The organism is Mariniflexile ostreae (genome assembly GCF_042427585.1).
Classification (GTDB): Bacteria; Bacteroidota; Bacteroidia; order Flavobacteriales; family Flavobacteriaceae; genus Pseudalgibacter; species Pseudalgibacter ostreae.
Genome location: NZ_JBHMFC010000103.1, coordinates 126,515 through 140,301 on the forward strand (window position 1 = coordinate 126,515; position 13,787 = coordinate 140,301).

At 35.1% G+C, this 13,787-nt stretch carries 10 protein-coding genes; 6 read left to right on the forward strand and 4 right to left on the reverse strand.

Annotated features, from left to right (window positions below; all coding sequences use genetic code 11):
* Nucleotides 1-153 precede the first annotated feature (153 nt).
* Nucleotides 154-1,086, reverse strand: coding sequence for a peptidylprolyl isomerase (locus tag ACFFU9_RS14715; protein ID WP_379862240.1), 933 nt, complete (start codon nt 1,084-1,086; stop codon nt 154-156).
* Nucleotides 1,087-1,186: 100 nt separating this feature from the next.
* Nucleotides 1,187-3,391, reverse strand: coding sequence for a DNA helicase RecQ (gene recQ / locus ACFFU9_RS14720; protein ID WP_379862241.1), 2,205 nt, complete (start codon nt 3,389-3,391; stop codon nt 1,187-1,189).
* Nucleotides 3,392-3,641: 250 nt separating this feature from the next.
* On the opposite strand from recQ, the gene ACFFU9_RS14725 reads away from it, so the two are divergent.
* Genes ACFFU9_RS14725 through lptB form a run of 3 tightly spaced genes read left to right on the forward strand, consistent with a single transcriptional unit; the run spans nt 3,642 to nt 6,198 of the window.
* The gene (locus ACFFU9_RS14725; RefSeq protein ID WP_379862362.1) at nt 3,642-4,559 is read left to right on the forward strand and encodes a KpsF/GutQ family sugar-phosphate isomerase; all 918 of its coding nucleotides are present in this window, start codon (nt 3,642-3,644) and stop codon (nt 4,557-4,559) included.
* Nucleotides 4,559-5,398 (forward strand): twin-arginine translocase subunit TatC, encoded by an 840-nt coding sequence (tatC, locus tag ACFFU9_RS14730; protein ID WP_379862242.1) that lies wholly within the window; start codon nt 4,559-4,561, stop codon nt 5,396-5,398. Before ACFFU9_RS14725 ends, tatC begins: the two co-directional genes overlap by 1 nt.
* Nucleotides 5,399-5,457: 59 nt before the next feature.
* On the forward strand, nt 5,458-6,198 hold the full coding sequence (lptB, locus tag ACFFU9_RS14735) for an LPS export ABC transporter ATP-binding protein (protein ID WP_379862243.1): 741 nt from the start codon (nt 5,458-5,460) through the stop codon (nt 6,196-6,198).
* A 1,408-nt stretch (nt 6,199-7,606) separates the two neighbouring features.
* Here lptB and ACFFU9_RS14740 read toward each other — a convergent pair.
* Together ACFFU9_RS14740 and ACFFU9_RS14745 are read right to left on the reverse strand one after the other, a co-directional pair.
* Entirely contained in the window at nt 7,607-8,482 is an 876-nt protein-coding gene (locus tag ACFFU9_RS14740; protein WP_379862244.1) for a DUF808 domain-containing protein, read from the reverse strand.
* 12 nt (nt 8,483-8,494) lie between these two features.
* Nucleotides 8,495-9,232 carry a CDP-alcohol phosphatidyltransferase family protein gene (locus ACFFU9_RS14745; protein WP_379862245.1) on the reverse strand — a complete coding sequence of 246 codons (738 nt, stop codon included), beginning with the start codon at nt 9,230-9,232 and terminating at the stop codon, nt 8,495-8,497.
* Between the two features lie 126 nt (nt 9,233-9,358).
* Between ACFFU9_RS14745 and ACFFU9_RS14750 the strand changes: the two genes are divergently transcribed.
* The 3 genes from ACFFU9_RS14750 (at nt 9,359) to ACFFU9_RS14760 (ending at nt 13,698) form a co-directional block, all read left to right on the forward strand.
* Nucleotides 9,359-10,426, forward strand: coding sequence for a putative type IX sorting system protein PorV2 (locus ACFFU9_RS14750; RefSeq protein WP_446685836.1), 1,068 nt, complete (start codon nt 9,359-9,361; stop codon nt 10,424-10,426).
* A 6-nt stretch (nt 10,427-10,432) separates the two neighbouring features.
* Nucleotides 10,433-11,611, forward strand: coding sequence for a lipoprotein N-acyltransferase Lnb domain-containing protein (locus ACFFU9_RS14755; RefSeq protein ID WP_379862247.1), 1,179 nt, complete (start codon nt 10,433-10,435; stop codon nt 11,609-11,611).
* A gap of 224 nt (nt 11,612-11,835) precedes the next feature.
* Entirely contained in the window at nt 11,836-13,698 is a 1,863-nt protein-coding gene (locus ACFFU9_RS14760) for an ABC-F family ATP-binding cassette domain-containing protein (protein WP_379862248.1), read from the forward strand.
* Nucleotides 13,699-13,787: the final 89 nt, after the last annotated feature.

A 13,787-nucleotide genomic window follows, 5' to 3' on the forward strand; every position in this document is an offset into this window, starting at 1 on the left:
TTTTATAAGATGCTTCGACACTTGCTCAGCATAAGCGATTCACAAACTTTTTTTTCAAAAAGTTGTTCTAATACTCATCACAGATAAAGATGCTTCGGCGTTGCTCAGCATAAGCGATTCACAAACTTTTTTTTCAAAAAAGTTGTTCACTGCTTACTTTACATCCATTAGTTCTACATCAAAAATCAAGGTAGCATCTGCTGGAATAACACCACCAGCTCCCCTACTGCCATAGCCTAAATGGCTAGGAATAACAAAGCGTGCTTTGTCTCCTACTTTTAATAGTTGAATGCCTTCATCCCATCCCGAAATAACCTGTCCCATCCCTAATGGAAAATCTATAGGCTCATTACGTTTATACGAAGAGTCAAAAACAGTACCGTCTGCCAATTGGCCTTTATAATGCACAGAGACTGTTTTTCCTTTTTCTGCATTAACACCATTTCCTTTTTGAAGAATTTGATAGCGCAGGCCACTTTCTGTTTTATTAAATCCCGCGGCTATTTTATCCAATTCCGCTTCGGCTGCTGCTTTAGCCTCCGCCAATCTTTTTTCTCTAGAACCTTCAAAAGTCCTAAACGCTTCTATAGCATTAAAGCTTTCTGCATCATCCCCTACGCGTAAAATTTCCAAACGCTCTATTTTATCTCCTTGAGCTATAGCGTTTACAACCTCTTGTCCTTCTACAACTTTACCAAAAACAGTATGCTTATTGTCTAACCAAGCCGTTTCAATATGGGTTATAAAAAACTGACTACCATTAGTGCCAGGGCCTGCATTTGCCATAGATAAAACCCCTGGAGCATCATGCTTTAAGTCTGGGTGAAATTCATCTTCAAATTGATAACCAGGACCTCCCGTACCGGTACCTTGCGGGCATCCAGCTTGAACCATAAAATCTGCAATAACTCTATGGAACTTTAAGCCATCATAATAAGGTGTTCCTTGTGGTTTTACTGAATTCTCTAGGTTTCCTTCAGCTAAAGCTACAAAATTACCTACCGTTCCCGGTGTTTTTTTGTATTCTAAAGCGACTAAAATTTCGCCTTTTGAAGTATTAAATTTTGCGTATAATCCGTCTTTCATGATACTTTGTTTTGTTTAAAAGATGCAAAGATAGGAAAGTTGGCCTGAAGTTAAATAAGTTATCCATGAAGAATACCAGAACATGCGCCCCCTCCTATATCTAATTAGCCACCTCGCTAATAAATTTAATACGATACAAACGAAGTTCTTCTTCTTCATAATCGCCGTCAAACTCTTCTATAGCTGCATCAATCTTATCCGTTTCCGACTCCATAAAATACTCATGTATTTCTTCTTGTTGATCCTCATCCAAAATATCTTGAAGCCAGTAATCGATATTCAATTTTGTACCTGAATATACAATAACCTCCATTTCTTTTATAAACTCCTCCATAGTCATACCCTTTGAAGACGCAATATCATCTAAAGGTAATTTTCTATCTATATTTTGTATGATGTAAAGTTTGTTTGCAGAGTTCGTTCCGGTAGATTTTACTACCAAATCATCTGGTCTTATAATGTCGTGTTCTTCAACATAATTAGCGATAAGCTCCACAAAATCTTTTCCATATTTTTTTGCTTTCCCGTCTCCTACCCCATGTACGTTTCCTAATTCCATTAAATTAACGGGGTATTTTAAAGCCATATCTTCTAAAGATGGGTCTTGAAAAATAACAAAAGGAGGCACATCCAGTTTCTTGGCATTCTTTTTACGTAAATCTTTAAGCATGCTCATTAAAAGTTCGTCTGCAACTGCGCCACCTATTTTTTGCGATGTTATAACACTTCCATCTTCTTGAGCCCCTTCAAAAATATGGTCTTCGGTCATCATAAAAGACTTAGGACTTTTAATAAAATCTTTTCCTGAATCTGTTAATTTAATCACCCCATACGTCTCAATATCTTTTTTTAGATATCCTGAAACCAGTACTTGTCTTAACAAGGCCATCCAATGCTTATTATCTTTACCCTTACCTTTTCCAAAAAAGGGCTGGTCGTTGGTTTTATGGGAATTTATTAATGCATTTTCTTTTCCTATAAGCACGTTAACCAAGTCTTTCGACTTATATTTCTCATGTGTTTTTGCTATAATATCTAACAACAACTTGACATCTGTTTTTGCTTCTACCTGTTTTTTAGGATATCTAACATTATCATCCATATTGCCGCCCTCCCCGGTTGCATTGTCAAATTCCTCTCCAAAATAATGGAGAATAAATTTTCGTCTGGAGATGGAGGTCTCTGCATAGGCAACAACCTCTTGCAATAGCGCATGGCCTATTTCCTGTTCGGCAACGGGTTTGCCCGACATAAATTTTTCAAGTTTTTCTATATCCTTATAAGCATAAAAAGCCAAACAATGCCCTTCGCCACCATCACGTCCTGCGCGTCCCGTTTCTTGGTAGTAGCTTTCAATACTCTTAGGAATATCATGATGGATTACAAACCTAACATCGGGTTTATCTATTCCCATACCAAAGGCAATGGTAGCCACTACAACCTCTACATCCTCCATTAAGAATTTATCTTGATGGCTGGAGCGGGTTTTGGCATCTAATCCCGCATGATAAGGCACGGCATTGATACCATTCACTTGTAAAACCTGCGACAGTTCCTCTACACGTTTTCTGCTTAAACAATAAACAATCCCCGATTTACCTTCATTTTGTTTTATAAACCGAATAATATCGGCATCTACTGTTTTTGTTTTTGGACGTATCTCATAATACAAGTTTGGTCTATTAAAAGACGCCTTAAAGGTTTTAGCATTATGGATACCCAGGTTTTTTATAATATCCTCTTGCACTTTAGGTGTTGCCGTTGCTGTAAGCCCAATAATTGGAATATTGTCACCAATGCGCCCTATAATATGTTTTAAGTTGCGATATTCAGGTCTAAAATCGTGCCCCCACTCACTAATACAGTGGGCTTCATCAATCGCCATAAACGAGACTTTAACAGAGCGCAGAAACTCTACATTTTCCTCTTTAGTTAAAGACTCGGGCGCAACATATAGTAATTTGGTAACCCCATTTACGATATCTTCCTTAACACGTTTCACTTCTGTTTTATTTAATGAAGAATTTAAAACATGCGCAATCCCTTCCTCATTTGAAATCCCCCTAATAGCATCTACTTGATTTTTCATTAAGGCTATTAAAGGCGATACCACAATAGCGGTACCTTCTTGCATTAAAGCTGGCAATTGATAACATAGTGACTTACCGCCTCCTGTGGGCATGATCACAAACGTATGTTTTTTTGATAAAATACTTTCTATAACCGCTTCTTGCAGCCCTTTAAACTTACCAAAACCAAAATATTTTTTTAATGCAGAATGCAAATCACTTTTAGCTACTAACATGAATTATTTTAATGATTAATTACCTGACAAAATCCACTATAAATCTATAATTTTACGAATTAAATTAATAGTGTAATTAGATTTCACTCTTATTTTTTTCGTTAGTTTTGTAACGAAATTTCAATTAGAATATTATTTCTTTTGAACAACCTTAAAGATAACAAAATCTTTAAAAGCATCAACTATAAAAAATCATTATATTTTGAACAGTAAGAATTCCATCATTAATACTGCTAAACAAACCATTAGAATGGAGAGTGATGCCATTTTAAATTTAGTTAACCTAGTAGATGATGATTTTGCAGATGCCGTAAACCTTATTTACAAGAGCAAAGGCCGTATTATCATATCAGGAATTGGTAAAAGCGCTATAATTGCTTCAAAAATTGTAGCCACTTTAAATTCCACAGGCACACCTGCTATTTTTATGCATGCAGCCGATGCTATTCATGGTGATTTAGGGACTATACTTAAAGAAGATATTGTAATTTGCATCTCTAAAAGTGGAAATACTCCAGAAATAAAAGTTCTTATACCCTTAATTAAAAGAGCTAAAAATAAAATTATAGCCATTACTGGCAATAAAGAGTCTTTTTTGGGCCAACAAGCAGATTTTGTTTTAAACACTTACGTTGAAAAAGAAGCATGTCCGAACAACTTGGCTCCCACAACAAGTACCACGGCACAATTGGTTGTGGGTGATGCGCTTGCCGTTTGTTTACTGGAACTCCGTGGATTTTCAAGCAGCGATTTTGCCAAGTACCATCCTGGTGGCGCTCTTGGAAAAAAGTTGTATTTAAGGGTTTTAGATTTATCCTCGGTAAACCAGAAGCCACAAGTGAGCGAAGGCACCAGCATTAGGGACGTTATTATTGAAATTTCTGAAAAAATGTTAGGGGTAACCGCAGTTGTTGAAAACAAAAAAATAACGGGAATTATTACCGATGGTGATTTACGTAGAATGCTTAGCAAAGTAGATGATTTCTCAAAATTGACCGCTAAGGATATCATGAGCAAAAATCCACGGCGTATTAGTACAGATGCTATGGCCATTGATGCTATGGAGGTTATGGAAACCTACGAGATTTCGCAACTATTGGTTGAAGACAATGGAAAATATGCAGGTGTTGTTCATTTACATGATTTGATAAAAGAAGGCATTATATAATGGCAAAAAAGAATATTAATGAGATGTCTTTTTTAGATCATCTTGAAGATTTGCGTTGGCATTTAATCAGAGCTGTTTTAGCTGTAGTTATAACAGCTACAGTAGCATTTTTAGCAAAGAGCTTTATTTTTGGAACTCTTATTTTTGGACCATCGAGAGCAGATTTTATTACTTACGAATTTCTCTGTAGTATTTCTAAATATATTGGTATGGAAGAGAGTTTCTGTTTTTCAGAGCTTCCGTTTAGAATTCAGAGCAGAACTATGGCCGGCCAATTTTCGGCACATATCTGGACGGCCATTACAGCCGGTTTTATTATAGCATTCCCATATATTATCTATGAATTTTGGAAATTTATAAGTCCTGCTATGCACGTTAATGAACGCCAACACTCTCGGGGCTTTATCATTGTATCTTCCATATTGTTTTTCCTAGGGGTTCTTTTTGGCTATTATATTATCTGTCCACTTTCCATTAACTTTTTGGGTTCTTATCAAGTCGATCCGAAAGTTCATAATGATTTTGATTTGAACAGTTATATCGGACTTATTAGGGCTTCTGTATTGGCTTCTGGGTTGGTTTTTGAATTGCCTATTGTTATTTATTTTTTAACCAAAATAGGCTTGGTAACCCCAGAAATATTAATCAAATATCGAAAATATGCTTTGGTAGGCGTTCTTATCTTATCTGCTATCATTACCCCACCAGACATCGCTAGCCAAGTTATTGTAGCCATTCCTATTTTAATTTTATATCAAATAAGCATCTATATTGCTAAAATTGTGGTTCGAAATCAAAAGCGAAGAGAACGAAAACAAAATAATTTAAAAAAATATTAAAAGCATCGTGCTACCAATAGTGATATGATTTTACTATTTTTAGCATTCAGTAAGTAACTATGATTCTAAGAGCCGAAAATTTAATGAAGTCCTACAGCGGACGAAAAGTAGTAAAAAATGTTTCACTAGAAGTAAACCAAGGTGAAATTGTTGGGCTTTTAGGGCCGAACGGTGCTGGAAAAACGACTTCTTTTTATATGATCGTAGGGTTGATAAAACCCAATGGCGGACATATTTTTTTAGACCAAACCGAAATAACCAAATACCCCATGTATAAACGTGCCCAGCATGGTATTGGTTATTTGGCACAGGAAGCATCGGTTTTTAGAAAATTAAGCATTGAAGACAATATCTTAAGTGTTTTACAGCTTACCAAGCTTAGCAAAAAAGAGCAACATGACAAGATGGAGAGTTTAATTGACGAGTTTGGCTTAGGGCATATTAGAAAAAGTAGAGGTGATTTATTATCAGGAGGAGAGCGTAGACGTACCGAGATAGCGCGTGCTTTGGCTACCGACCCCAATTTTATTCTCTTAGATGAACCTTTTGCTGGTGTAGACCCTGTGGCTGTAGAAGACATTCAGCGTATTGTGGCGCAATTAACTAAAAAAAACATAGGTATCTTAATTACCGACCACAACGTTCAAGAAACCTTAGCGATTACTGATAGAACCTATTTGATGTTCGAGGGCAGTATTTTAAAAGCAGGAGAACCAGAAGAGTTGGCAAATGATGAAATGGTCCGTAAGGTATATTTAGGACAAAACTTTGAGCTGCGTAAAAAGAAGATTAGAGAATAATACTCAACTTCTATTCTACGGTAATCCAAGAAATCTACGGGAAAACCCTTTCTTTTTTACTCCCGCTGATGACGCTAATAACGCTGATGTTAGTGAATTTTTATAATAGTTTAAGAAAACATCTATACAAATACCCTTTTAAAATATTTAAATAAAAATAAAGCATTGACCCCAAACCATTTTCTGGGGTAATCCCTGAAATCTGTGGGAACAACTCCTTTCTTTTATTCCCGCTGATGACGCTAATAACGCTGATGTTAGTAAATTTTTATAATTGTTAAGAAAACATCTATACGAACACCCTTTTTTAAAATTTAAATAAAAATAAAGCATTGACCCCAACTCTTTCTCTGCGGTAATCCAAGAAATCTGCGGGAACAACTCCTTTCTTTTATTCCCGCTGATGACGCTAATAACGCTGATGTTAGTGGATTTTTATAATAGTTTAAGAAAACATCTATACAAATACCTTTTTTTAAAATTTAAATAAAATAAAGCATTGACCCCAACTCTTTTTCTGCGGTAATCCAATAAATCTGCGGGAAAAAACCTTTTTTTTACTCCCGTTGATGACGCTAATAACGCTGATGTTAGTGGATTTATATAATAGTTTAAGAAAACATCTATACAAATACCTTTTTTTAAAATTTAAATAAAATAAAGCATTGACCCCAACTCTTTCTCTGCGGTAATCCAAGAAATCTGCGGGAACAACTCCTTTCTTTTATTCCCGCTGATGACGCTAATAACGCTGATGTTAGTGGATTTATATAATAGTTTAAGAAAACATCTATACAAATACCTTTTTTTAAAATTTAAATAAAATAAAGCATTGACCCCAACTCTTTTTCTGCGGTAATCCAATAAATCTGCGGGAAAAAACCTTTTTTTTACTCCCGTTGATGACGCTAATAACGCTGATGTTAGTGGATTTTTATAATAGTTTAAGAAAACATCTATACAAATACCTTTTTTTAAAATTTAAATAAAATAAAGCATTGACCCCAACTCTTTCTCTGCGGTAATCCAAGAAATCTGCGGGAACAACTCCTTTCTTTTACTCCCGCTGATGACGCTAATAACGCTGATGTTAGTGGATTTTTATAATAGTTTAAGAAAACATCTATACAAATACCTTTTTTTAAAATTTAAATAAAATAAAGCATTGACCCCAACTCTTTTTCTGCGGTAATCCAATAAATCTGCGGGAAAAAACCTTTTTTTTTCTCCCGTTGATAACGCTGATATAAGGGGTTTTTATAATTGTTAGGAAAAAAAAGTGAATAAACTCAACTTATTCGCTGCGATAATCTATGAAATCTGCAGAAGTAAGAGCAACTCATTTTTGTTTTTTTGATTGTTTTAAGAAGATAACAGCGTTTTTTTAAATGGCTTGGAAAAGCATATGTTACTTTTTAAACATCGATAGAGCCTTTTTTAAGCCCCCCACAACAATTAGTGCTAAAGCCCCTACCACTAAACCAACTACAAATTCTTGCAAAATGGAGGGCAAAAACTCTAAAAAATGATGTAAAAAATCTACATTATGTACAAATATACCACCTGAAACTAGTAATAAAGCAATCGTTCCTATTATAGACAAGCTTTTTATAATAATAGGCAGTGCCCGAATTAAAAAGTTGCCTAAATACTTTGAAATGCTTTTTTCTTTCTTACTAAGACGCACCAATTTATATCCTAAATCGTCCATCCTAACTATAAGCGCTACAATGCCATACACTCCAATTGTAGCGATAATAGACACTATAGAAACAACCAGTACTTGAAATAAAAGCGGCTGCCCTAAAACGGTTCCCAAAGCAATGATTACAATTTCTACAGACAATATAAAATCTGTAAAGATTGCCGATTTAATTTTAACCTTCTCTGCTTGCAATTGCTCCTTTTCTGAAACATTATTTTCAACAACTACCGCTTTCTTAGGGTGATGTGGTACAAAAAACTCATATACTTTTTCTGTCCCTTCAAAAGCCAAATACACACCTCCAAATATCAGAGCAACCGTAATTGCCCATGGAGCAAACGCACTTAAAACAAAAGCGATAGGTAAGATAATCAACTTATTAAGTCCAGACCCCTTGGTAATAGCCCACAAAACAGGCAACTCTCTAGACGCCACAAAACCAGTAGCTTTTTCGGCATTTACAGCTAAGTCATCCCCTAAGATCCCTGCTGTTTTTTTGGTAGTGATTTTACTCATAACCACAACATCATCCATAATTGCTGCAATATCATCCAGTAAGGTAAAAATTCCTGAAGCCATATTCTGTATCGTTTATTTTATACTGGCGTTATCTAAAGCAGATAAAATGATATAGAATAGAATAATTACCGGGATAGCTGCAAACTGCAAAATGATTAAAAGAATCACACTCAAAATTATAAAGATATACCGTGTAGCATTGGCTTTAAAACCATAGGTTTCAAATTTTAAAGCGAATAATTTGATATTGGAATTTAAAATATAACAACTAAAAAGCGTTACTACTATTAAAAACCATTTGTTTAAAATTATGGCATTCATAGCGTCACTATTTTGAAACTCGATAATAAGAGGTAACGAAACAATAAGCAAGGCATTTGCAGGTGTAGGCAAGCCTTTAAAGTAACTTTGCTGATCTTCATCTATATTAAACTTAGCCAAACGGTATGCAGACGCCAGGGTTATCAACAATCCTATTATAGGAAACAACATGATATTCAATTTAAAGCTATCCACATTCCAATCGCTTGTTACATCAGGCGCATCTGTGGTTAGTGCCAATAGTTTATACATGACAATACCCGGAACCAAACCGCTTGTTACGACGTCGGCCAAGGAATCCAATTGCAGACCTAAAGCACTTTGAACATTCAATTTTCGAGCAACAAGACCATCAAAAAAATCAAAAAATATTCCTAAAAAAACAAAAAGCGCCGCAGAAACAAAATGACCGTTTACTGCAAAAATAGCGGCAATACTTCCACTAAGTAAGTTTAATAAAGTAATGGCATTAGGAATGTATTTTTTCATAGTATAACATTTGTTGTTTGTAAAAATAAGAAACAATTACCGTCTAAAACAAGTATAAAACAATATCTATTAGAATTTGAAGTTTATAGGTTTATAAATTATATGCATCTTTGTAAAAAATTGCAGTTGAGAGTATTTTTAATACTTATTATAATAATCATGTCTTCGCAGGTTTCTGGACAAAGCGTTAGAAAATACTCTAACGAGTTTATGAATATTGGTGTTGATGCTGCTGCATTGGGCATGAGCAGTGCCGTAACGGCCCATACCTCAAACGTAAATTCTGGGTACTGGAATCCAGCTGGCCTAACCCAACTAAAAGACAATCAATTAGCCCTTATGCACTCTAGTTATTTTGCTAATATTGCGAATTACGACTATATCGCCTACGCCATGCCTTTAGATAGAGAAAGTGTTTTTGGCGTGTCTTTAATTCGGTTTGCAGTAGATGATATTTTAGATACCACACAGCTTATCGATGACCAAGGCCATATAAATTACGACAGAATTAGTTTATTTTCAACAGCAGATTACGGCTTAACGTTTTCTTATGCAAGACGTTTACCTGTTCAAGGTCTTAATATGGGAGTAAATGCCAAGGTAATTCGTCGTATTATCGGCGATTTTGCATCTTCTTGGGGATTTGGGTTTGATTTGGGGGCGCAATTTAAAAGTCGCAATAATTGGGAGTTTGGTATAATGGCTCGCGATATCACCACTACGTTTAATGCTTGGAGTATTGATAAAAAAGCATTCTCAAAAATACAAAATGCCATTGAAGGTCAAAATCAAGCGCTACCAGAAACCACTGAAATTACCATCCCGAAATTACAATTGGGCATTTCAAAATTAATAGATTTTAATTACGATTACACCCTTTTATCGTCTGTAAATTTGAATATGCGCTTTGCTGAAACCAATGATATTATATCGACGTCGTTTGCTAGTATTAACCCTGCTTTAGGCTTCGAGTTTGGTTATGTAGACATGGTTTTTCTACGTGCAGGTATGGGTAATTTTCAGAATGAAACCGTATTTGATAAAACACAATTACGTTTTCAGCCTAGTTTTGGTTTAGGTTTTAAATACTATGGCATTCAAGTTGATTATGCCTTTACCGATATTGGCGACCAAAGTGTAGCCTTATATTCCAACGTATTTTCTTTAAAAATTGATTTTGGTAATTTTAGATAACCCATTATGTTTAAAAACAGTTTTTTCGTTTTATTTTTTATTTTTATAACATTTGTATCTGCTCAAGAGCGTATGCTTTCTCCAGAAGCAGAAATAAGCGTACTTACCATTGGCCCAGGAACACTATTAAATGATGCGTTTGGCCATAGTGGCTTTAGAGTTAAGGACAAAACAAAAGGGATCGATCTAGTTTTTAATTACGGTGTTTATGATTTTGAGGCCGAAAATTTTTATTTAAAATTTGCTCAAGGAAAATTGGACTATCTAATCGGACTAAATTATTATGAGGACTTTTTAGAAAGTTATATTGCTCAAAATCGAACGATAGAAGAACAAGATTTAAATTTATCCACTTCTGAAAAACAAGCCCTTTTCGATTATCTTTTAACCAACATGAAACCAGAGAACCAAAGATATCTCTATGATTTCTTTTATGATAATTGTGCTACAAAAATTAAAGATGTTCTTCAAGACGTATTAAATAATACTGTTGTTTTTCATGAGCCGCAAAATTTTGAGACCAAAACTTTTAGAATCCTGATTCATGAAAACGTTAAAAGAAATACTTGGGGTGCATTTGGTATCGACCTAGCTTTGGGTTCTGTTATCGATAAGATAGCACCCCCTCAAGACCATATGTTTTTGCCTAAAAACATCCATGCTTTTTTTGAAGAAGCGACTATAGCGGGTTCCGATAAAAAATTAGTTAAAAACAGTCGTGTTATTTTCAAGCAACTGGACACACCAGCAGCTACTAATTTCTTAACAAGTCCTTTAATGATTATGGGGGTTTTAGGATTTTTAATTGTTTTCATTACTTATAAAGATTTCAAAAACAATAAGCGATCCGTTTGGTTGGATACTACTTTATTTACTTTTACTGGGCTTGTGGGTATTATGGTAGTATGGCTTTGGTTTGCAACAGATCATAGTGCAACCCATCAAAACTACAATTTACTTTGGGCTTTCCTACCTAACCTTTTTGTTATGGGACAATTATTTAAAGAAAAAACGAGTCCTTGGTTTATTAAATACCTTAAATTTTTAGTTATTTTGTTATGCCTTTTAACTTTGCACTGGAGTATTGGGGTACAAGTTTTTGCAATTGGTTTGATTCCCTTTTTAATTGCACTTTTCGCTAGGTATGTTTTTTTAATACGTTATTTAGGCTGGTATAAATTATAGCAGAATATAAGCTCATTATTTTACATTCTTTAGACTTGTGTACTTTATACCTTTATTTCTAAAACCAATAGCATTGTGTTTTTTTGCATTAAGATGAAGACTACAAGTGATGGTTTTATCATTTGAGGTCTTTATTTCTCACAAATAAAGTTGTTAAGAAGGAATAATAAAACTCCAGTCGTTTTTTGTCGTTATTTGTCCGTTATTTGTAAAAAATATTAGAATTGAACTATTTAACTGTTGAAAACATATCGAAGTCTTACGGAGAGCTTACGCTTTTTGAAGACCTTTCCTTTAGTGTGCACAAAGACCAAAAAATTGCTTTTGTTGCAAAGAACGGCACGGGAAAAACCTCTATTTTAAACATCCTATCTGGCGATGATACTGCCGACACTGGAAATGTTATTTTCCGAAAAGGCATCAAGGTCTCGTTTTTATCACAAGACCCTAAATTTGACCCAGATTTAACGGTAGAAGAAACTATTTTCGCAAGCGACAATCCCATTTTAAAGGTGATTTCGAACTACGACAAAGCCCTTTTAGACCCTGAAGATGCCGATGCTTACCAAAAAGCTTTTGAAGCCATGGAGCGTTATCAGGCTTGGGATTTTGAAACGCTTTACAAGCAAATTCTTTTTAAATTAAAATTAGAAACGCTGCACCAAAAAGTAGGAACGCTTTCTGGAGGCCAGAAAAAACGTCTGGCATTAGCCAATGCGCTTATAAACAAACCAGACCTTCTTATTCTAGACGAGCCCACCAACCATTTGGATCTAGAAATGATTGAGTGGCTAGAGGCTTTCTTTGCTAAAGAAAACATTACCCTTTTTATGGTAACGCACGACCGCTATTTTCTAGAACGTGTATGTAACGAAATTATTGAACTGGACGAAGGGCAACTTTATAGTTATAAAGGAAACTATTCCTACTACCTTGAAAAACGGGATGCCCGAATTGAACAAGAAGCTGTAGAAACGGGTAAGGCCAAGCAACTCTTTAAAAAAGAATTGGATTGGATGCGCCGCCAGCCCAAAGCCCGAACCACAAAATCTAAATCTCGTATTGATGATTTTCAAGATATCAAACACCGCGCCCATCAACGCAGAAACGACCATGAGGTTCAGCTAGAACTCAATATGGAACGAATGGGAAGTAAGGTTGTAGAATTTCATAAAGTATCAAAATCATTTAAAGACAAGGTGATTTTAGATGGGTTTGACTATAATTTTATAAAAGGAGAGCGTGCCGGGATTATTGGTAAAAATGGAACGGGAAAAACCACGTTCTTAAATATTTTAACCGAAACGGCAGCAGCAGATTCTGGTAAGGTAACGGTGGGTGAAACCATTAAATTCGGATATTATACCCAAGATGGCATTAAAATAAAGCCACAGCAAAAAGTGATTGATGTTATTCGGGAATTTGGGGATTTTATACCTTTAAAAAAAGGACGGCAAATTAGCGCACAACAACTTTTAGAACGCTTTTTGTTTAGCCGCAAAAAACAATATGACTTTGTAGAAAAACTGAGTGGTGGCGAACGCAAACGTTTGTATTTATGTACCGTTTTAATTCAGAATCCCAATTTTTTAATTCTGGATGAACCCACAAACGATTTAGATATCGTAACCCTTAACGTATTGGAAAGTTTCCTTTTGGATTTTCCAGGCTGTGTGCTCGTTGTATCTCACGACCGCTATTTTATGGACAAAGTGGTCGATCATCTTTTCGTATTTAAAGGTGATGGTGTTATTGAAGATTTCCCTGGGAATTATACAGATTATCGGGTTTATGAAGATAGCCAAGCCGATGCTGTTCCTGTTTCCGAAGAGAAAAAGGAAAAACAATCTTGGAAAGAAAAAGAAGCCAAAAAGCTTAGTTATAATGAAGAAAAAGAGCTTAAGAATATTGAAAGCAAATTAAATTCCTTAGCTTTTGATAAAAAAGAAATGGAAACCAAGTTCAACAATCCTGAACTATCGCAAGACGAAATTAATAAGCTTTCTGAAAAATTGCAAAAAATTATAGACGCCATTTCAGAAAAAGAAGGACGCTGGTTTGAGCTGTCTTCTAAATTGGAAGAATAAGGCTAAATTGCTATGTCACAGAGATTCATATCGCTTTTTACAGGCTTTATTATGTACTTTAACACTACAAATCTCTGTGGTATAACTTT